At 59.9% G+C, this 20,311-nt stretch carries 20 protein-coding genes; 4 read left to right on the forward strand and 16 right to left on the reverse strand.

Annotated features, from left to right (window positions below):
- Nucleotides 1-73: 73 nt before the first annotated feature.
- The 4 genes from ACVDG9_RS26465 to ACVDG9_RS26480 all read right to left on the reverse strand — a co-directional run bounded on the left by ACVDG9_RS26465 (nucleotide 74) and on the right by ACVDG9_RS26480 (nucleotide 3,122).
- Nucleotides 74-316, reverse strand: coding sequence for a cysteine rich repeat-containing protein (locus ACVDG9_RS26465; protein ID WP_168687600.1), 243 nt, complete (start codon nucleotides 314-316; stop codon nucleotides 74-76).
- A 115-nt stretch (nucleotides 317-431) separates the two neighbouring features.
- Nucleotides 432-1,010: a hypothetical protein gene (locus tag ACVDG9_RS26470; RefSeq protein ID WP_447239396.1), complete on the reverse strand. Its 579-nt coding sequence runs from the start codon at nucleotides 1,008-1,010 to the stop codon at nucleotides 432-434.
- Nucleotides 1,011-1,066: 56 nt separating this feature from the next.
- The gene (locus ACVDG9_RS26475) at nucleotides 1,067-2,404 is read right to left on the reverse strand and encodes a HAMP domain-containing sensor histidine kinase (RefSeq protein ID WP_447239397.1); all 1,338 of its coding nucleotides are present in this window, start codon (nucleotides 2,402-2,404) and stop codon (nucleotides 1,067-1,069) included.
- A 1-nt stretch (nucleotide 2,405) separates the two neighbouring features.
- Complete coding sequence (locus ACVDG9_RS26480; RefSeq protein ID WP_447239398.1) at nucleotides 2,406-3,122, reverse strand: response regulator; 717 nt, start codon at nucleotides 3,120-3,122, stop codon at nucleotides 2,406-2,408.
- A 295-nt stretch (nucleotides 3,123-3,417) separates the two neighbouring features.
- On the opposite strand from ACVDG9_RS26480, the gene ACVDG9_RS26485 reads away from it, so the two are divergent.
- The gene (locus tag ACVDG9_RS26485; RefSeq protein ID WP_447239399.1) at nucleotides 3,418-4,095 is read left to right on the forward strand and encodes an SH3 domain-containing protein; all 678 of its coding nucleotides are present in this window, start codon (nucleotides 3,418-3,420) and stop codon (nucleotides 4,093-4,095) included.
- A gap of 53 nt (nucleotides 4,096-4,148) precedes the next feature.
- Here the strand turns inward: ACVDG9_RS26485 and ACVDG9_RS26490 are convergent, their stop codons facing one another.
- The 4 genes from ACVDG9_RS26490 to ACVDG9_RS26505 form a co-directional block, all read right to left on the reverse strand.
- The gene (locus ACVDG9_RS26490) at nucleotides 4,149-6,497 is read right to left on the reverse strand and encodes a cytochrome P450/oxidoreductase (RefSeq protein WP_447239400.1); all 2,349 of its coding nucleotides are present in this window, start codon (nucleotides 6,495-6,497) and stop codon (nucleotides 4,149-4,151) included.
- A gap of 117 nt (nucleotides 6,498-6,614) precedes the next feature.
- Nucleotides 6,615-7,928 carry a TRAP transporter large permease gene (locus ACVDG9_RS26495; protein ID WP_023001304.1) on the reverse strand — a complete coding sequence of 438 codons (1,314 nt, stop codon included), beginning with the start codon at nucleotides 7,926-7,928 and terminating at the stop codon, nucleotides 6,615-6,617.
- A complete protein-coding gene (locus ACVDG9_RS26500; RefSeq protein ID WP_447239401.1) occupies nucleotides 7,921-8,418 on the reverse strand; it encodes a TRAP transporter small permease in 498 nt (165 codons plus the stop codon). Before ACVDG9_RS26500 ends, ACVDG9_RS26495 begins: the two co-directional genes overlap by 8 nt.
- 54 nt (nucleotides 8,419-8,472) lie before the next feature.
- Nucleotides 8,473-9,489 (reverse strand): TRAP transporter substrate-binding protein, encoded by a 1,017-nt coding sequence (locus tag ACVDG9_RS26505; protein ID WP_447239402.1) that lies wholly within the window; start codon nucleotides 9,487-9,489, stop codon nucleotides 8,473-8,475.
- Nucleotides 9,490-9,871: 382 nt separating this feature from the next.
- Between ACVDG9_RS26505 and ACVDG9_RS26510 the strand changes: the two genes are divergently transcribed.
- The gene (locus ACVDG9_RS26510) at nucleotides 9,872-10,300 is read left to right on the forward strand and encodes an acyl-CoA thioesterase (protein WP_031269446.1); all 429 of its coding nucleotides are present in this window, start codon (nucleotides 9,872-9,874) and stop codon (nucleotides 10,298-10,300) included.
- Nucleotides 10,301-10,518: 218 nt separating this feature from the next.
- Here ACVDG9_RS26510 and ACVDG9_RS26515 read toward each other — a convergent pair whose 3' ends face one another.
- The 8 genes from ACVDG9_RS26515 to ACVDG9_RS26550 are packed head-to-tail and all read right to left on the reverse strand — an operon-like array spanning nucleotide 10,519 to nucleotide 18,792.
- Nucleotides 10,519-11,244 (reverse strand): SDR family NAD(P)-dependent oxidoreductase, encoded by a 726-nt coding sequence (locus ACVDG9_RS26515; RefSeq protein WP_447239403.1) that lies wholly within the window; start codon nucleotides 11,242-11,244, stop codon nucleotides 10,519-10,521.
- A complete protein-coding gene (locus ACVDG9_RS26520; protein ID WP_297839543.1) occupies nucleotides 11,241-12,014 on the reverse strand; it encodes a cyclase family protein in 774 nt (257 codons plus the stop codon). The genes ACVDG9_RS26515 and ACVDG9_RS26520 overlap by 4 nt, the downstream gene beginning before the upstream one ends.
- Complete coding sequence (locus tag ACVDG9_RS26525; protein ID WP_447239404.1) at nucleotides 12,011-13,267, reverse strand: SDR family NAD(P)-dependent oxidoreductase; 1,257 nt, start codon at nucleotides 13,265-13,267, stop codon at nucleotides 12,011-12,013. Before ACVDG9_RS26525 ends, ACVDG9_RS26520 begins: the two co-directional genes overlap by 4 nt.
- A complete protein-coding gene (locus ACVDG9_RS26530; RefSeq protein ID WP_447239405.1) occupies nucleotides 13,264-14,439 on the reverse strand; it encodes a thiolase family protein in 1,176 nt (391 codons plus the stop codon). The genes ACVDG9_RS26525 and ACVDG9_RS26530 overlap by 4 nt, the downstream gene beginning before the upstream one ends.
- On the reverse strand, nucleotides 14,439-16,052 hold the full coding sequence (locus ACVDG9_RS26535) for an AMP-binding protein (RefSeq protein ID WP_447239406.1): 1,614 nt from the start codon (nucleotides 16,050-16,052) through the stop codon (nucleotides 14,439-14,441). The genes ACVDG9_RS26530 and ACVDG9_RS26535 overlap by 1 nt, the downstream gene beginning before the upstream one ends.
- A complete protein-coding gene (locus ACVDG9_RS26540) occupies nucleotides 16,049-16,522 on the reverse strand; it encodes an aromatic-ring-hydroxylating dioxygenase subunit beta (RefSeq protein WP_447239407.1) in 474 nt (157 codons plus the stop codon). The genes ACVDG9_RS26535 and ACVDG9_RS26540 overlap by 4 nt, the downstream gene beginning before the upstream one ends.
- Nucleotides 16,522-17,832 (reverse strand): aromatic ring-hydroxylating dioxygenase subunit alpha, encoded by a 1,311-nt coding sequence (locus tag ACVDG9_RS26545; protein ID WP_447239408.1) that lies wholly within the window; start codon nucleotides 17,830-17,832, stop codon nucleotides 16,522-16,524. The genes ACVDG9_RS26540 and ACVDG9_RS26545 overlap by 1 nt, the downstream gene beginning before the upstream one ends.
- Before the next feature lie 27 nt (nucleotides 17,833-17,859).
- Complete coding sequence (locus tag ACVDG9_RS26550; RefSeq protein ID WP_447239409.1) at nucleotides 17,860-18,792, reverse strand: PDR/VanB family oxidoreductase; 933 nt, start codon at nucleotides 18,790-18,792, stop codon at nucleotides 17,860-17,862.
- A gap of 117 nt (nucleotides 18,793-18,909) precedes the next feature.
- On the opposite strand from ACVDG9_RS26550, the gene ACVDG9_RS26555 reads away from it, so the two are divergent.
- Both ACVDG9_RS26555 and ACVDG9_RS26560 read left to right on the forward strand, forming a co-directional pair.
- Entirely contained in the window at nucleotides 18,910-19,371 is a 462-nt protein-coding gene (locus tag ACVDG9_RS26555) for a MarR family winged helix-turn-helix transcriptional regulator (RefSeq protein WP_439896020.1), read from the forward strand.
- Between the two features lie 372 nt (nucleotides 19,372-19,743).
- Nucleotides 19,744-20,310 (forward strand): MaoC family dehydratase, encoded by a 567-nt coding sequence (locus tag ACVDG9_RS26560; RefSeq protein WP_152507928.1) that lies wholly within the window; start codon nucleotides 19,744-19,746, stop codon nucleotides 20,308-20,310.
- Nucleotide 20,311: the final 1 nt, after the last annotated feature.

Here is a 20,311-nt window from a genome sequence, read left to right on the forward strand (position 1 = left end):
AGAGCCCCTCAAAAGGCAAAGTTGAATTGGTAGCGGCGGCATTGCCGGGAAGCGCTTGCCGCCGCGGCTTTTGTTATTGCGGAGGACGTGACGCCTGAAGTTCAAGAAGCTTGTTCGCGCAACTCGGCGACATGTTTGCCGCATTGGCCTGAAGGCACTGCAGAAGCCTGCCGCCGCCCGGCTGTATGCCGGAGCACAAGCTGCGCACGTCTGCTTCGCAGGCGGTCCTGATTTCCCGCATCTGCTGACGGGTCAGCTCCTGGGCATGAGCCCCGGAGACGCCCAGAAGCAAAAGAGCCGAAATCAAAAATCTCATGAAAATCATCCTGTGTCTTGAGGGGGACGACGGGCGCGTAGAACATTGGCGGCCACGCGCCCGTCTTTGCCGGTGCGGCGGGAGCACCGGCAATTCTGTCGTATTGAGATGCGGGTTATCTGAGGGTAAGGCGAGGAAACCGGGAGGCCTCAAGCTGTTCTTCCGTTAGCGCTGCGCGCAGGTTCTCGACTGCGGTTTTCAACGCTGCACCCTTTTCGCCATAGACGGAGAGGACGTCCGCCAGAGCTTCAATCCGGCCGAAGGCTTCCGGACCTGCCGGATCTTCGTCAGGCGCTCCTGCAAGGGCGCGCACCGTGCCGGCATCCGGGACCAGAGCGAGCATTGCAGCGGTATAGGCTCGCCATTCGTCCTGTTGGCCGGCCCGGATGCCTATTGCCGTTTCCTGCGAACTCAACGCGCCGGCCAGCCTGAACCTGGCGGCTTTCCCGGTATAGAAATGCCGAAGATGATCGAGGCGTTCCGCAACGTCGTAGATGTCGTGAACGCCCCCGAAGACGACAGGCAATTCGGGTGGATAGGCAGGGCCTTTGATGGCGAAGGGATTGTCCTGCGACACCGCGGCAAAAGGCATGACGGCGGCAAGCGTGACGCCGGCCACAAGTGACAAGGGGATCAGCTTCTTCACGGTACTCTCCAACTCGTTGTCGATGGAGAGATCCTGCAAATTCTGCATATCCGCCGGTTTTCCGGCTGATGGGAAATTGTAGCTTTTTGTTTCCCGCCCGGTGGTCAGCCTGACTTGAAGAGGGGCAACGTCACTTTCACCCGGCCACCCCGTGGGGTGTTTTCCAGACTGATGGCCCCGTCATGGGCTTCGGTCAGTGACCGGGCTACCGAAAGACCGAGGCCTGCACCGCCAGTTCCCCGGGACCTTGATGGTTCCGCGCGCACAAAGGGCTCGAGCAACAGCGATCTGGCTTCTTCCGAAAAGCCGGGGCCATCATCATCAATCAGGATCGTTATCCGCTCTCCGTCCTGGTCGAAGGTTGCCCGCGCGCGGGTGCCATATTTGATGGCGTTGTCGACCACGTTCAAAATGATGCGCCTGAGCGCGACACGATCGCCGACGATCCATGCCTGCTTCCGCGCGAAATCCTCACTCGCTTCGGCAGGCAGTCCTGCTTCCCTGAACTCGGCAAACTCCGCGCTGACAAGTTCGCAGAGATCAAGCAACTCCTCGTCGAGCACGCCGACGCCGGCCCGGGAAATCAGAAGGGCATTGTCGAGCAGGGAAATCATGTCCGTGATATCGGACGTTGCCCGCTCTCGCTCCGAGGCGTCCGGCAGATTTTCCAGACGCAATCTGAGGCGGGTGGCGAAGCTGCGCACGTCGTGCTGGAGCCCGCCGATCAGTGCCATTCGCGAGCGGGTCATGGTGTGAAGCCGCTTTTGCAGCCTGTCGAACGCCCGGACGAGGGCTGAAATTTCCGGCGTACCGGCGCGGGTATCCGGCAAGGGAACAGGTTCGGTGGACGGATCGATGCGGTCCACCGCCGCCGCCAGCCTTGCAAGCGGCCGGATCTCACGGTGGAACAGAAGCAGCGCGATAAACGCGAATACCGTACCGAGCAGACCCGCCCCCAGGCCGACAGGCAAGCCCAGAGGCGTGACCGGGAACGGCAGATGAACCCCGATTGCCAGAGCCTTGCCGTCTCCCGCCGCGATCCAGAACTTGAGCGGGCGCATGGGGCCGAAACGCCAGCGGCTGCCGTCCAGTCCGTTCAGCTTGCGAGACTGTGCGGCAAGCAGGCGCTCTCCCAGAATTGCCCGGTAGGGTTCAAGCACACCGCTGTCACGCAGTTGGCTGTCGGTTTCGGGAACCTCGGAAACGGCTACCAGTTGAACATCAATCCCCGGCGAGCGGACAGCTTTCAGAACCGTGTCCTGCTGCGCGAGAGGAGTACCAGCAAAAAGCTCTGCAATCGCGGCAAGCTGCGCAGGTTCGGGGTTGGATGTTGCGCGCGAAAGACTGCCTTCGCGATAGGCGACGCCCAGCACCAGCAGCCACAAGACCAGCAGCAGGCTCGCGCCGATGGCAACAAGTCTTGCGACCAGGCCGAAGCGCATCTCACGCCACCTGCCGGACCGAGGCCGTCAGAAGATAGCCGCCATTACGAACGGTGTTTATCAAGCTGCTGCCGGGGCTGTAACTTTCCAGTTTCTTGCGGATGCGCGAAACCAGGATATCGACTGTACGGTCGAAAGGACCGGCACTGCGACCACGGGTCCAGTCCAGGATCTGATCGCGGGAGAGAACCCTGCGCGGGCGGAGAACAAAACACGACAGAAGATCGAATTCGGCACTGGTGACGGACACCAGATCTCCATCGTCGGTCTCGACCTGGCGCGCGTCCAGATCGACAATGAACCGGTCAAAGGCAAACCGTCTCGACATGGGTTGCGAGGGGTTGGAGGCGGCCCTGCGCAACATCGCCCTGACCCGTGCCAGCAGCTCTCGCGGGCCAAAGGGCTTGACGACATAATCATCGGCGCCGAGTTCCAGCCCGACCACACGGTCGGTTTCATCCCCTTTTGCCGTCAGCATGAGAATGGGCGTATTGCCCTGAGTACGCAGCCTGCGGCAGATGGACAGTCCATCTTCGCCCGGCAACATGAGGTCGAGAATGAAAAGGTCCGGCTGGACGCGTTCAAGCGCCGAATCCATGTCCCGGCCGTCCTGTGCAGAGACGACTTCGAAGCCTTCCCGGCTCAGAAACTCGCCCACAAGGCGGCGGATTTCATGATCGTCGTCGACGATCAATATTGTCTTTGCATCCGGTTCCATGAGTTCAATTGCACATGAGGACCCTGCGAAATCAAACGAAAACAGGGAGCGATTACAAAATCATACAAACCGGAAATCTAACGAAATGCCTTGGCTGCCAGAGCGCCGCACGGTGCAGAACCACCGCGGCCACGGCATTTGTCTTCCTGTACGCGCCAGCAGGACCAACGCCGACCGAACGGTCATGTTTTACAAATTGAAACATAACGCAACGCGCCGGAAAGACCCGGTGCAAGCGACGGGTCGAGGGTCTCCAGAGGCCGCTGCCAAGGCGGCGACGCATATGGAGAACACCATGATGAAACGACTGTACCTCGCGCTGGCGATCCTGATCGGCGCACCATCGCTTGCGGCGGCGGCAACGGTTGCCGTCTCCACCGGAAACGTGAACCTGAGAGCTGGCCCTTCGACCGGCTATCCCGTCGTCACTGTTGTTCCCGCCGGAACACGGATCACGACTTACGGCTGCGTTTCCGGCTATTCCTGGTGCGACGTGAGCTTCGGCGCGTATCGCGGCTGGGTGTCGGCCAGCTACATTCAGGTCGTTTACCGCGGCAACCCGGTCATCGTCACGCCAGTGGTCGCACCCGCAGTCGGCCTCACCGTCGTTGCCTATAACCGCGCTTATTGGGACACCTATTACGCCGCCTATCCCTGGTATGGCCGCTGGGGTCATTATTACCGCCCAGGTTATCCGGTCGCACCGGCGGCACGCGTTACTTCGCGTGACAGGGCAGTTACCTGCACAGGAGACAGCTGCACGGCCACGCGGACGACGACGGGTATCTATGGCGGTTCGGCCAGCCAGTCCCGCACCTGTGCCAATGGTGAATGCAATGCCACCCGAAACGTGGTTGGCCCTTACGGCGGCACCGCGTCGCGCAGTCGCAACTGCAGCACCAACAGTCAGTCCTGCACCGTCAGCCGGACAGGACCTGCCGGCGGCACCAGAACGCGGGTTTTCCAGCGTTGAAACGATTACCGGTCTGCGGACGGTTCGCTCCTTGCGAACCGTCGCCCGGCACCCTACAGCGCCAGCTTGACCTTGCCGCCCTTCACAGACCGCGAGCAGCAGGACATCATGCGCCTGTTTTCCGCGCGTTCGGTGCGCGTCAGTACCACGTCGCGATGATCGATTTCTCCCTCAAGAACTTCAACCTCGCAACTGCCGCACAAACCTTCCCGGCAATCGCAGGCAATGTCGATACCTGACGCAAGCAGTGCGTCGAGCAACGTTACATCTGCTGCGACTTCAAGCGTCAGGCCGGAATCTTTCAGTTCGACCTGAAAGGCGTTTTCCTTCGATGGATCGAGAGCGGTCTCCTGCGCGGAAAAATGCTCGAAATGCAAGGTGCCGGCCGGGTGACTTGCAGTAAGGTCTTCCAGCTGGGAAATCATCCGCTGCGGACCGCAAGCATAGATCTGCCCGCCGTCGCGCAAGCCGGCGACAATGGCGGCCAGATCCGCGCGTGCGCCTTCATCCCCGGCATAGATCGCAAGCCTTCCGGGGTGGTCGGCTTGCAACCGGTCCAGAAAGGCCATGCTTTCGCGGGATCGACCGCAATAGTGGATCGTGTAGTCTTGCCCCAATGCCTTGAGACGGTCTGCCATGGCGAGGATTGGCGTGATGCCGATCCCTCCGGCAATCAGGACGTATGAGCTGGCCTGTTCGTCGAGCCGGAAGAGGTTGCTGGGTCCGCGAAGGCGCAGTTCAAGCCCCTCTGCGGCGACCTCGTGAATTCGGTGGGAACCGCCCCGCCCATCTTCTTCAAGAAGCACGGCGATATCGTAGTCCCTGCTATCCGCTCTGCCGCACAGCGAATATTTGCGATCGAAGCCCTCAAGGCACACTTCGATATGTGCCCCGGCACTCCAGCCCGGCAGGGACCGGCCCTTGGCATCCTCGATCGTCAGCCCAAGAATGCCGTCTGCTTCCCTGCGGACATTCTTGACGCGGATCTTGCGCGCGATATCACGGCGCGCAGGCGCTCCAACCGGGAAATGATGGCTCCCGTTTGCAATCGACGGCGTGGCCCGCTCGGGGTTCTTCACCGGATCCCACTCGACCCAGACATGATCCGGACCTCTGAAGGAGGTATTGGCGAGGTAGGTGAATTCCTGTTCGGCCAACTGTAGATGCGGCAACCGGCGGGTCATTTCTTCCAGGAAGATCCGCATTTCCATACGGGCAATGTTCTTGCCCATGCACTGGTGGCTGCCGTAGCCGAACGTGAGGTGATCGACGGCGTTGTCGCGGTAGATGTCAAACTTGTCGCCATCTTCGAAATGCCGCTCATCCTGGTTACCGGACGCCTGCACGATAAGCAGCTTCGCACCTTCCGGGATCTCGACGCCACCGATGCTGGTCGCCGCCATGGCCTGCCGCCGCCACGCAACGATGGAACCGGAATAGCGCAGGCATTCTTCCACCGCGTTGGGGATCAGGCTCGGATCCTCGCAGATGTCCTGCCAGGCCAGCCTGTGGGTGAGCAGCGTCTTGAACATTCCTGCCGAGGCAAGCGACGTCGTTTCGTGGGCGGCAACGATGATCGCCATCATCATCGAATGCACGTAGCTGTCCGGCACGACATCCGGCATTTCCGCGTTCTTGCGGATCGTCTCATGCATCCAGCCGGTTCCGTCCGGCTCCTTGCGCATCTTTTCGATGATCTTGCCCGCGTAGTTCCAGAACTGCCCGACGTCATGCGCAATGGCGACCTGTTGCTCGTCGGTGGGCTTGCCCCAGGTATTGACCGAGTGGGCGACCGAGAAGTTCTTGAGGACCGCAATGTCGTCTTCCGGAACGCCCAGAAAATGCAGGGCAACGTTCAGTGGCACTTCGTAAAGCATGGCATCGACCAGATCGACCCGGCCGCTGTCGATGAAGGCGTCGATCTTTTCGCGCGTCAGCCGGCGCACCATCTCCTGCCTGGCTTCCAGATTATCCGGAAGAAAGTGGTCCATCAGAGCGCGCCGCCGTTCCATGTGTACGGGCTCGTCCTCGTTCACCATGGTCCGGTTCATTGCGTAGCCGTAGCCCTTCAGAACCTCCATTGCTTCCGGCGTTGCCGGTGTGATTTTTTCCAGGGCGTTCCGGGGCGAGAAGAGGATGTTGTCACGAAAGACCGCCTTGATGTCATCGTAACGACTGACCACCCAGTAGCCGAGCTTGGGACTGTAGAAGACGGGCAACTGCTCCCGTGACCAGCGCAGTGCTTCTGCGGGGTCCGCCTGATAGGGTCCGGCGAACGCATCGAATTCGGCAGCCTTCTTGGAAAACGGACACTGGGCTTCGGCAGCGGCCGGGTTGTCCGGTCTGCCCCTTGAAGACTTACCGCCCGCCATCGCGTCTGCAGGGCTCGCAGTGCGTTCCATTTTCTCCTCCTCCCAGAAAAGTAGTCGGACCGCATCCCCCTTTGAAAAGGTACGTCTGCGGTCTGTGTCGGCTCCGATGCCAGAGGCTTGCCGTCAGATGCCAGACCAAATCTGATCCTACATCTGGTTTGGCAGCAAGAGCACTAGTCCCGGCAGTGTCAGCAAGATGATCAGACGAATGATATCGACCATCCAGAACGGCGTGACACCCTTGAAGATCGTGGCCGTCGGCACGTCGCCGACGACCGCCCGCAACACGAAGACATTCAGGCCGACGGGAGGCGTAATCAGGCTGATTTCGGTTACCACCACGACGATGATGCCAAACCAGATCGGATCATAGCCAAGCCCTGTGACGACCGGAAAGAAAATCGGCACGGTCAACAGCAGCATCGACAGGCTTTCGAACACGCAGCCGAGCGCAATGTAGATCAGCAGGATCAGCCCCATGACCATCCACGGCGGCAGATTGTAGGCGGTCACCATGTCGCTAAGTGCGGTCGGCAGGCCTGCGATATTGACGAAGTTGGAGAAGATCCAGGCGCCGATCAGAACTGCAAACAGGCTGGCTGCGGTCATGGCCGTTTCACGCAGGGCTTCCAGGGCATCTGCGAGCGACAGGCGTCGGCGGGCGAGCGCAATCAGAAAAGCCCCCATGGCGCCCATGCCGGCGGCTTCCGTCGGCGAGAAGCTCAGGTTGATCGGCGGCACATCGAAGACACCATAGAGCCCGCCGATCACCAGAAAGAACAGCAGCAGGACAGCCCAGACATCCTTCAGGGCGGACAGTCTTCCGCTGAGGTTGATGCGTTCCCCTGCCGGACCGGCTTCCGGATCGCGCCAGACCGTGAACTGGACAGCAACCAGATAGAGTACGACACCCAGAAGGCCGGGAATGATGCCGGCGACAAAAAGCTTGCCGATCGAGGTTTCGGTCAGCAGGCCGTAAATGACGAGGATCACCGAAGGCGGTATGAGGATGCCGAGCGTCCCGCCGGCGGCAATCGAAGCCGTCGACAGTTTGTCGGCATAGCCGAACCGACGCATTTCCGGCATGGCCACCTTCGACATGGTGGCGGCGGTTGCAAGGGACGATCCGGATATGGCGGCAAAACCGCCGCAGGCAACGATGGTTGCCATCGCGAGGCCACCGCGGAAATGGCCGAGGAACGCGTTGGAAGCGGCATAGAGCTCCCGGCTGATCCCGGCCTTGTTGACAAACAACCCCATGAGGATGAACAGCGGAACGACCGAGAGGCCGTAATCCTGACTGGTATCGATGATCAGACGGGCCGTCATGGAAATCGAGGCGCGGTAGCCCGATTCAATCATGAAGCCGATCATTCCGACAAAGCCCATGGCGAAGGCGATGGGCACTCGCAGCAGGACCAGTACGAGAACCGCTGCAAATCCGAGAAGTCCTTCAAGCATGCCGGGGGCTCATCAATTTCGGTGCGAAAATATGGCCGAGCCCGCGAACAATGAGGACTGCGGCGGTAATTGCCGTGACGATGGAAATGAACCAACCGACATAGTGCAGGGGCAGGCGCAGATATTCCATGACGTCGCCGTAGGAGCGGCTTCGTTCGGCCAGATCAAATACGCGCATGGCCGGGAGGACCAGCATCAGGCCACAAAAGAGATCTGTGAATGCATTACGCCAGCGGGTCAGTCCGGAGCGCTTGAACATGCCATCCGTCAGGTCGACGCAGATGTGGCCATCCTTTGCGGAGACGACCGGCAGAACGGAGAAAACCATGATTGCCATGAGCAGACGCGTCATGTCGGCGGCAACTTCGATCGGCGCATTGAACACCGACCGGAGCACCACGTCGCAGAACGTCATGACCATGAGGACGAACAAGGCAAACGAGGCAAGCAGCGCCGGCAGACTGGCCGCAAACTTGAGTAGACGGGACACGTCCAGATCCTTCAGCTGCGGGCGGTCCGGACGAACCGGACCGCCCGGACTCGTTTAGTTTCCGGCCATTTCCTGCTTGACCATTTCGTAGGCGGCTTTCGCGTCCACCCCGGCTTCCTGCAATTCCGCCAGAACCTTGTCCGTGACTTCCTTGCTGATTTCCTCGAACTTGGCGATGTCATCATCGCTCGCAGGCGTGATCTTCGTGCCTTCTGCGTTTTTGGTCGCTTCATAGGCAATCGTGTCGGACTCGTCCCAGGATGCACCTGCCATCCGGCTCGCGGGCTCACCAAACACTTGCTCGTCCAGGGCTTTCTGGACATCTTCCGGCAGGCTGTCGAATTTTTCCTGGCTCATGATCACGGCAAAGGAGCCGCGATAGAGACCGCCCGGCATGTCATAAAGATACTTGGCCACTTCGTTCAGCTTGAAGCCGACACGCTCGCCGACATTCATCGCAACGGCGTCGGCCGCACCGGATTCCAGCGTTTCATAAACCTTCGGAGCCGGAACGTTGATGCCGATCAGACCGAGCGCGGACCCCACATCGCCGGCAACACCGCCGCCGATGCGCGTCTTCAGGCCGTTCATGTCGGCAAGACTGCTGACTTCCTTGCTGGAATGGATCTGACCGGGGCCATGGGTGTTGAGCGAAATGACCTTGACGCCGCGATGCTCGTTCAGGGCAGCGATGTATTTTTCATAAACGCGCCAATAGGCGACGGATGCGTCTTCTGCGTTGCCTTCATAACCCGGCAGTTCAATCAGCTTCGTTCCGACGAAACGGCCCGGTTGATACCCGTGGAAGATGATAGCCATGTCTGCGGCACCATCGAGAACCAGATCCATCTGGGCTGGCGGCGGGGCGAGGCCAAAGACCAGCTCACCCGAGACTTCGCCGCCTGTAGCTTCTTCCATCATGGTGATCAGATTGGCAAAAATGCCGGTATTCACGCTATGGGTTGGCGGCAGCCAGCTGGAAATCTTGAGAACGGTTTCCGCCGAAAGCGCCGAAACGCTAAGGCTCAGTGAAACTGCGGCAGCGCCAACAATCTTGAATAGCGACTTCATCTTCCTCTCCCTTGAATGATGCGTCTGTCTGGCTGGGCTCCTCCGCAGGCCCGAGACCGTTTTTGAATACTTCCATTGATGAGCATGCCTTGTCAATAAATATGAAACTGCATGTATTTTTTGCAATCGACAATAGAAAACACCGCCGCTCCGCAATCATTTTCACGGTGGATCAACGCTTCACTAAACTCCGAATATTCTTCTTGATTTCAGATATTTATCCAGATTTCTCAGCGCACAGCCCGCGTTACGCAGGCAAGGAGTTTACATCCTGGCGAACAATCCACGTGTTGAAGCCCCTCTGCGATATGTGCAAAATCAAATAAATAAAATTGGGCCACCTTTCCATGGTGAGCCAGCCAGTGGCAGGGAGAAACGCATCTTGGACGTTCCATTCAAAACCACCCGCATGCTCAACTTCGGTGATTGCGACATCTCCGGCACAGCCTATTTTCCATCCTATCTGAACATCCTCAACGGTGTGAACGAGGAATTCTGGCTGAAGCTCGGCTATCCATGGCACAAGATTATCTGGGAGGAACGTTGGGGCACTCCGACTGTCCATCTTTCCAGCGACTTCTCAAGCCCTTCCTTTTTCGGGGAAGAGCTGGAGTTCGAAGTAACCGTGAAGCGGGTCGGCCGGTCGTCGGTGACCATGCATCACGAGATCAGTTGCAAGGGAGAGAAGCGCTGGTCGAGCACCCAGGTGCTGGCCGCCAGCGATCTCGACAAGCATTGCTCCATTCCCTGGCCGGATGACGTGAAGGCAGCCCTGCTGGCCTGCATGCCGCAAGATCAAGAAGACAGCTGACGGCTCAGACGCTTCAGAACAAATCGCGTTGGTTTCCCGTCAAACGCGGCTCCCGCTAGTCACCCGAATCTGAAGTTCGTCTCAATTTCCGGCATGCTCCGAACGAACTTCAGATTCAAAAGGGTGACTAGCAAATATAGGTTTCTAGTGTGGTTTTCGAGTTTGAAATACGCTCTGGCGGTTGCAGCACCAATGAGGCGTATTTCAAATTCACCACACTAGATCGTCAGCGTTCCGACGCTCGCGCCGCCGCAGACATAAAGCGTCTGTCCGGTCACGAAGCTGTTTTCCGGATCGCAGAAGAACAGGAAGGCATTGGTCACGTCCCGGACGTTGCCAATGCGCCCGACCGGGATGCGTTTTGCGAGGGCTTCCTGTTGCGGGCTGTCCTTTTCGACGATGCCCCAGAAGTTGTCGGTCAGGATCGGGCCGGGGGCGACCACGTTGACGGTGATGCCATGTGGGGCAAGCTCCAGGGCCCAGGTGCGCGCCATACCGATCATGCCGGCCTTGCTGGCACTGTAGGCGGTTCGGGTCGGTGCGCCGAGCGCCGCTCGTGAGGCGTTGAACATGACACGGCCGAACTGGCGCGCCTTCATGTTTGGCAAGGCCGCCTGCAGGAGTGTTAATGCCGATCCCAGGTGCAACTGCGCAAGGCCGGTGATGTCTTCGGGCTTGGCATCCTCGACAAGGTTGGGCCAGATGAGCCCTGCATTATGGATCAGATGAGTGACGTCGAACTCCGCCGCGATCGCGCCGGCGGCAGCGGCCACGGCTTGTGCATCGAGAAGGTCGGCTTCCACAGAGTGCAGGTTCGGGTGAGACTTTTCCGGTGCAGTTCGTGCCACCGACACCACCGTGTAACCCTGACCGAGAAGCCTTTCGACCAGATCGGCACCAATCCCCTTGTTGCCGCCGGTAACGACTGCCGTAAATTCACTCATTCCGTCACCATCGCCAGAACCCGAAGCGGGCTGCCGGTTCCATTCTTGATTTTCAGGGGAGCCGCAATCAGCACGGCACCTGTCGCGGGCAGCTGATCGAGATTGGCCAGGCATTGCAGGCCGTATTTTCCCGCGCCATGCAGAAAGTAGTGAGCGGGGTAGGGCGGCACGTAGTGCGCCCCCTGGCCTGCATCCGTTCCGACGGTCTCGGTACCGAAGCCGCGGATGTTCCGCTCCTCGATCAGAAACCGGATCGCCTCCGGCGTCGGCCCGGGCGAATGCGGTCCGTCTGCGCGCATGTTCAGATAGTCGGCGCCTCTGCGCTTGGACCAGTCGGTGCGCATCAGCACCCAGGCATCTTCCGGGATGCGGCCATACTCGCTTTCCCAGTTTGCGATCACCTCGGGCGTCAGTTCGAAGTCGTCGTTCTCCGAAGCGCCTTTTGAGCAATCGATTACCACCACAGGCCCGACAAAAGCCTCGACCGGGATCTCATCGACCGAGCCATTCGGCACGTCTTTTCCGGAAATCCAGTGCGAGGGCGCATCGAAATGGGTGCCGGTGTGTTCGCTCATGGAAATGTTGTGCCATTTCCATGCCGGACCACGGTGATCGTAGGCGCTGATTTCCTCCATCCGGAAACGCGCGCACTGACCGAACTCGGGCGGCAGCACAATCACCGGAAAGTCCGGATCGAGCGTGTGGGTCAGATCCACAATCCTGACGGCTCCGGTGGCGAGGCCGGAGACCAGCTGGTTCAGACCGCTCATGCGCCTTCTCCCCCTTGCGTGAGTTCACGTTCCAGGACTTTCGGGTCCCGCCGCCAGCGTTCGCGTATCTCCATGGCAACGTCACCGCACCACACGTCTTCAAGCCCCTGCTGCAGCCCCGTGACCACAGACCTTGCCAGAGCCTTTGCATTGACCTTGGGAGGCGGCACCGGCTGGGTCCAGTCGTCTTCGTCCGGTCCGGTGAAGACGGTCATCACACGCAGCCCGGACGCACGGAATTCTGCGCGCAGGGACTGCGACAGCGAATAGGCAGCAGCGTTGGAGGCAGAAAAGCAGCCGAAGTCCGGTGTGTTGGACAGGGCGAAGACTGACAGGATATTCACCCAGGCAACCGCCGAGTTGACGCCATCGTTGGTGCGAGCGCACATGCCCGGTCCGAAGGCCTGCGCAAGACGCATCAGACCAAGATAATTGGTCTCCATTTCCTCACGCGCGAAGGCAGTATCGCCTCTTGCCAGAACACCGCCCGGCCGCAGAAACCGGGCATTGTTGACCAGAATATCCGTCTTGCCGACAATTTCCCCGGCAAGCCGCTCTACCGATGCGGTGTCCGTGACGTCAAGCGGCAGCACGCTGACCTTTTCAAGCCCGGACAAGAGATCGCGGTTGGCGTGCGGACGCCAGCTTTCGGCCTCGCCGACAAAGATGGTCGAAGCCCCTGCCTCCAGCAGCGAGTTCACCAGAGCCGGCGTATTCGGGTTTCGCAGGTCCGTGATCAGGATGCGCCTGTGTTTCGGGTCGGCTGAAAGGGCACGCATTTGCGGATCGTCTTCCATATTGCTTGTCCTGTCCTTGGGCACTGCCAGCAAAACGCCCTGGCCGGACGCGTCCAGGCGGTTCAACAGTGTAACTTCCCCGCCGCGCTCGCAGTCGCCATGCACATGGCACAGGACCACGGGACCGGCATCCAGTTGCACCGAGCCCATGCGCCACGGCGTTCTCTCCCGGAAGTAGAGATTGATCGACGTGCGGATCCGGGTTTCTGCCAGCAGTGTGCCCGCCGGCGAGATGTCCTGCCATTCCAGCCCCGCCGACAGGCAGCTTCCGCAAACATCCCGGGGCGGATATTGCACCGTGCCGCAGTCGTCACAGACCTGAAGAGCGAAACGGCCTTCCGCCGCAGCCGCGGTCAGGCCGAGAGCCGCGCGGGACCGGGCCTCCGGGGGACGTAGCGGAGACTGCGTGCGCTTTTGCGGATCTTTCTTGAGGGGAGGGGAAAGCGGTGTGCTCATGCCGGGCTCCCTGTTTTCACAATGGCCGCACTCGTGCAGACGCCGCGGTCGTAATTGATCATGCCGAAGCCTGAAACCATCGCGGTCGTCGCATCTGCCACCTGCGTGCCTCCGGCGGTACCCAGTACCTGGCGCAGTGCTTCCACGAGGCCGATGAAACCACCCGCTGCCCCGGCCTGACCGGCAGACAGTTGTCCGCCGGAGGTGTTGTGCGGAAAGTCTCCGGAAACTGTCAGGTCGCGGTTCCTGACGAAATCGGGGGCGGCGCCCTTGTCGCAGAAACCGAGATCCTCGATCTGCATCATCGAAATGACGGGATAATCGTCATAGGTCTGCAGGAGATCGATGTCGTCCGGCGAGCACTCCGCCATGGCGTAGAGTTCTTCGACATCGAGCGTCCAGCCGCCACGCAGTTGCACGGGATCCTCGGCGTGGGCGTTGTGGCGCTCGATTGTTCCGCCGATCACGGCATAGGGCAGGTTCCGCCGCTCTGCCTCTTCAATGGGCATGACGAGAAAACACTCGGACCCGGCGCAAGGCATGACACAATCGAACAGGGCAATCGGATCTGCGATCGGGCGGGCGTCGAGATATTGCTCGAGCGTCAGCGGCTTCTTCATCAGCGCGTTCGGATTGCGCAGGGCATTGGCACGCTGCGCAACGCAGATCCTGCCGAAATCCTCGCGTGTCGCGCCATATTCCTGCATGTACCGGTCGGTCAGAAGCGCGAAATTGGCATTCGGCCCCCCAAATCCGTAAGGGTAGGAGGCATCCTGGGCAAAGCGGGAAAAACTCGACAGCAGGTTTCTGAAGCTGTCGATGTGGTTGGTGTCGCCGGCAACGCAGGCCACGATGTCCGCATCGCCCGCCTGAACTGCACGTGCGGCCCTCCGCAGGGCAACCACACCACTGGCACCACCCATCGGAATATTGTCCAGCCACCTGGGGCACAGGCCCAGATGCTGCGTCAGCCCGACAGCCGTATCCGGAAACAGGGTGAAGCTTGCAACCGAAAACCCGTCAATATCCGCAGGCCTCAAACCAGCGGCCTGAAGGGATCCGCGCAATGCGCTTGCGATCCACCAATGGGCCGTTTCGATGGAGTAACGCTGATAGGGAATTGAAACCGGTGCAGTGACCGCAACGCCCTCATAGCTCTGTCGTTTCCCCATCAACTGGCCTGCCGCTTTTTCATGTGACCGGTGGCGATTGTATCGGGATCGTCCAGAAGCTGCAGGGCCAATTTCTTCAAGGCGGCCCGCTGGATCTTCTGGGTCGGCGTCAACGGCAGCTTGTCGACAAAGGCGATGTAGCCCGGCGCCTTGTAATAGGCCATCTGCTCCAGGCACCAGCGTGTGATCGCCTCGGCCTTGTCTCGGCTCGGGTTCTTCACTTTCAGGCAAGCAAACACCTCGTCGCCGCGCACCGGGTCGGGCACAGGGGCAATACCAGCCGCCTCGATATCGGGATGGCGCATCAGGATCGATTCCACCTCCACGGCGGCGATGTTCTCGCCCGACCGCCGGATGACGTTTTTCTTGCGGTCGACAAAAAACAGGTTGCCGTCTTTGCCCTGGCGGACGATGTCGCCGGTATGGAACCAGCCGTCTTTCCAGGCCTCGTCCGTCGCGGCAGCGTCCTTGTAGTATTCCGAGAAGAAGCCGTAGCGCGGATCCGGCCCCGCGTGGCGTACCAGCAATTCACCCTGAACCGCCTCTCTGCCGCTATCGTCGACAAGCCGGCATTCGACGCCCGTGCCTGGCTTGCCGATGCTTGCCTGCGCCACCAGCCGGTCTTCACCCGAGGCGGCAATCACCGCCCCGGCACCGGTTTCCGTCATCGCCCAGGCTTCAACCAGCGGAAAGCCGAAACGGTCCTCGAAGGCAATCTGCAGCTTCGGGTCGACGCCTGCGCCAAAGCCGAAGCGAACCTGATGCGCACGTTCTTCAGGGGAAGGGTCGAACCCCATCAGCATGGACGGCATCACGCCCAGGTAATGCAGACAGGTTGCCCGGGACGCGGCAACATCCTGCCACCACGCACGCGGGTGAAAGCGATCCAGAACGGTAAGACACCCGCCAACCATGACCATCGCCATGAAGGAATAGGCCATTGCGTTCATATGGAAGACGGGCAGGGGCGTGATCATGCGCTCGCCGTCCTCCGTCAGCGTTGCCAGTCCACCGACACCGGCATACCAGCGGCCCGCAAGCAGGAAATAGGTGTTGGGAAGGACGCAGCCCTTCGGTTTGCCGGTCGTCCCCGAGGTGTAGAGGATAGCCGCCTCGCGGGCTTCGCCTTCCAGCGGCCGGGCGGTGACCGCCTGGTCGCGCGGCCCGGGAACCGGGTCGCCGGGGGCAATCACGGCCGCCTTGATGCCGGCAGCGGCAACGGCGGCCTCAAGTTCCTTGTGGCGGTCTTCGATCGATATGATCAGCGCCGGTTCGGAATGGCCGATGAGATATTCAAGCTCCGCTGCTCTCAGGTCCGGATTGACCGGCACAACGGAGCCGCCGATCCGGTTTAGCGCGAGCCAATGCAGGAAGAACGTGGGCCGGTTTTCCAGAAGCAGGGCAACACGCATGCCTGCACCATAGCCAGCCTGCATCAAGTCCCGCGCAAGTGCGTCGACTTCCTGGCGCGCGGTGCCATATGTCAGCTCGCCGGGCGGTATGCCGTAGACATCTGCAGTGCCGGACAGAACGTTCAGAAACGGCCGGTCCGGATATTTCTCCGCCGTTGCAGCGAAGGCCTCATAAACTGTTTCAACTGTCATGGCCGTCATGGCAGCAACTGAATATTGCCGAAGGCGGCGTCGCAATTGAGGATGTCGACACGCTTGTTGGCGATCCTGATCTCGCCATCGACCACTTTCAGTTCGTGCGTTGCCGTCAGCGCCAGCAGAAACTGCTCGTCCAGGCGCGTTTCGACATAATGAATGGATGTGTTGGTGACGATCCGGTCCCCGTCCATCTCGTCGATGAAGGGCCGCTGGATGACATGGTGACAACGGCTCTTGGGCTTCTGGCTGAAGGTTCTGGCCCCGTTCAGCCGTTCCACGCGCAAGCGCAGCATGAACATGTCCTCGTAGAGCAGGGACGTCACCAGATGTGGATCGGTCTGCTTGTAGTCGAGCGGCATCCAGTAGTGGCCGTCTTCCAGCCACAACGACAGCCATTCACTGTAGCGGCCCTCGTCCAGCATTCTTGCTTCGTCATAGATGAAGTCGATGACCTCTTCCCTGGAAACCGCCATCACGCATTCTCCATCGTAGCTGTCATGAATTTCACCCAGGCATCGAACTGGTTGCGCATCTGCCGTTCCGTGGTGCCGTTTTCCACGGCCTCCTCGCTAAAGTCTTCCTCTTCCGTTCTGAGGCGCTGAACGTTGACCCATTCCATGCCGTTGGACATGAGGCCTTCCTGCGCGCGCTCGTACATTTCCAGATCGTCGTGGCCGACCATCGATGTCGGAGCGTTGATCATCCGGTTGTACATGGCGGTGCGCGCCAGAAGTTCGTCCGGCGCCCCGACCAGACGGTAGATGTAGCTTTCGACCAGTGTCTTGTCGGGCCCCAGCGGAATGAAATTGCGCAGCTGCTGGATCGGGCCCTTGATCATGATATTCGGGAAATAGACGGTGTTATGCCGGTTCTCGCCGAGAATTTCCTTCGCGCGCTCCTCGCCGTGGGTTTCGCTCAAGGCCTCGAAATAGCCAGGTATCGCGGAATAGTCGGAATGGATCGAGTGATGCACGCCGGTATGCCCGTGCCCGTTCGGCCAGGTACGAATGCCCATGTTCTCGAAGAACTCGTAGGGCGACATGAAGGGCGCGATGATCTCCATCGCGGGCGGACGCGGTTCCGGGTTGCCCATCTCCTTCCAGATGTTCACTGCCGTTCCGGCGGAGCTTTCGTGGGCGACCATCGGGTGGCAGGTATCGGTCTGGTTTTCGACCAGCATCTTCCAATTGCACTTGTGCATGTAGCGCAGAGGCGGACCGGCGATCTCAAGCCGTCCTTCCGGCGAGCGGTCGACCATGTTGTCGATGGAACTCAGGCTGTCGCCGAAGTAGTCCTCGAAGCTGATGCCTTCCGCAGCCAGGCGGGCAAAGACGAAGCCGCGATAGTTCTTGACCGCACCAACGGCTGTCATGCCCTTGGCATTCTCGGTGTTTTCAAAGCCGGTGTTCTCGTAACCCTTCTTCAGCGGGATCGCGAGCAGGCAGCCGTCCGTCTTGAACGACCAGGCGTGATAGGGGCACCGGAAGAACTTGCCCGTGTTGCCTTCCCGGTCGATCGCGATCTTGGTGCCCTTGTGCGGGCAGCGATTATAAAGAACGTGAATTTCGCCATCGGAGTGACGCACCTGGATGACAGGCTGGTCGCCGATCTGCGTGGTGAAATAGTCACCCTTGTTCGGGGTCTGGCTGTCATGGCCGACAAACACCCAGGTGTTTGCGAACAGGTGCTGCATTTCCAGCTTGTAGATTTCCGGGCTCGTGTAGACGTCCCGATGCACCTGCGGCCCCGTGAACAGAGCGGCGATTTGGCTGGCCGTTTGCATGCTGGCTCCTCCCTGGAATGCGAAACCCTAAAGATCGAGGACAAGTCGCGCGGATTTCGCGCGGCTGACACAAATCTGCATGACCTTTCCCGATGCCTTCTCGGCATCCGACAGCACGACGTCGCGGTGATCGGGCGTACCGCTGATCACATCCGTCTGGCAGATGCCGCAGTCACCGCGCTGACAGTCATACATGACGTCGAGGCCGGCATCTTCCAGTGCCTGGATGATGGTCTGGTCCGGGGCGACGGTCACAACCTGTCCCGTGCTGTGTACCTCCACCTCGAATGCCGCATCGCCGGACTGCGCCTGGGGGGCGGTGAAGAGTTCAACATGAATGGCCTCTTCCGCCAGTCCGGCTGCGATCGCGGCAGCGCGTGCGGCATCGATCATTCCCTTCGGGCCGCAGATATAAAGATGCGTTCCGGAGGGCTGGGCTTTCATCAGTGCGGCCAGATCGAGCGGGTCCGTGTCGTCAAGGTAAAAACGGGCGCTGTCACCGAAGGCGTTCTTCAGCTTGTCGGCAAAACCCATCCGCACAGCCGAACGTGCAGAATAATGCAGCTCGAAAGACCGGTCCTGCGATTTCAGCCGGGTCGCCATCGAAATGAGCGGCGTGATGCCGATGCCGCCGGCCAGAAGCAGGACGTGCGGAACATCTTCGGCAAGGGGGAAGTCGTTCTTCGGTTCGCTGACGGAGATTGTTTGGCCTGCGCTCAGGGCATGCATGGCCTTGGAGCCCCCCTGGCCGCTCTCCTCCCGCTGAACCGCGACCGTATAGAGGTCATCAGTCTCCGGCCAGTCGATCAGGGAGTACTCCCGTTCGCCCAAAGGACCGAGATCGAATTTGACATGCGCACCGGGCTCATAGCCCGGCAATGACCCGCCGGCTTCCGCCCGAAACCTGAAAACACGAATCTGATCGGTTTCCGGTTCTACACCTTCAAGAACAAGTTTCACCGCAATGCCTCCTCCTGTAAAAAATATGAAATTTCATATAAAATGAGTCAAGCCTCTTTTTTTCCCGATCCGTCCGGGATAAATGACACTTTGAAAACAGGTGCATAGTTGGAGGGGGTGTTGACCCTGACGCCGGAAAAATTCGTTTCTTCTTACCTGCTGTACCTGCTGGCAGCATCAAGCGAAGCGGCAAGCCACCAGTTTCACCTCCGCGTGCGCGAATTGGGCCTGCGCGTTCCGGAATGGCGGGTTCTTGCCTGCCTTTTCGATCAGGACGGACTGATGATCACGCAGTTGGCGAAATACTCCCTTCTGGAGCAATCCAGAATGACGCGCATTGTCGATCAGATGGAAAAGCGTGGTCTGGTCGTGCGCAAGAGCGACAAGGGCGACGGCCGCCGCGTCCGTGTTCACCTGACCGACGCCGGGCAGAAGCTGAGCTCCGAAGTGGTCGAAGAGGCAAGGGAACACGAAAGAACCCTGCTGTCTGCCTTGAACCAATCGGATGCGGACCGGATCAAGCCGTCCCTGGAACGGCTCCTGGCATCCCTCAACAGCTGGAACAGCGCCAACGAATAGGCGTCTGGCGCTGGTTGTTCTTGTCGCGACGAACGACGGCAAAGCACATCAGGATCGCCGATAGCCCTGCCGTATGTCTCCTTCAGCCTCGCCGGCGCCTTGACGCCAACGGCCGCTAAAGCCGTCTTGCCCGGCTGTCATTCTCCCCATTACCCACTTAACCCACCGCAATCGCCTGGCTCTGCGTGCACTGCAGTTCCGGTTGCCGTTTGCTGCTGCGGCACACCCAGCTCGCTGCAGCTTCTTTGCTGTTGGCTCATTGCCTGCGGGGCCTGCGCTAGTGCCTTCGAGCCATGCACCGGGAAGAACAGAGCTCTTGCTTCTAAAAATCATATGTGAATATAGTATTCACATAAGAAATTGGGAGGAGCCATGGAAACGTCATTCGCACCGACGGTCGGGATCGACAGCACGCTGCCGAAGGATATGCCGGCGGCGCATGCGGCCATCCCGGTCTGGAATTCGGAGAACTGGTTTTACGAAGACTGGCAGCCGGGGCATTGCATACGCTCCCTGCGTCGGACGATAGCCGAAGGTGAAAGCCACCTCTTCAACACACTGGTCGTCGACATTCACCCTTATGTGCAGGACCAGATGTTCGCAGAAACGGAAGGGGTCTTTGGCAAGAGACTGGTTGCCGGAGCGTTCGTCTTCTCCGCAGGCCTCGGCCTTGTCGCGACCAACTGCGTCAACGCGTTTTCCTATGGCTACGACAAGCTGCGCTTCATCAAGCCGGTCTTCATTGGCGACACGATCTATACGGTCCGGACAAACCTCGACAAGAAGCCGAAATACGAAGAGATGGGCCTCATTCGGGCGTCCTACGAAGTCTTCAAGGGGGCAGGTGAACTCGTCCTCTACTGCGAGCATCTGCAAACCGTGAAATACCGCAATCCGGCCGCTCACGCGGACCGAACAGAACCTGAAAACCGGGCCTGAA

This window comes from Roseibium sp. RP-7 (genome assembly GCF_053005225.1).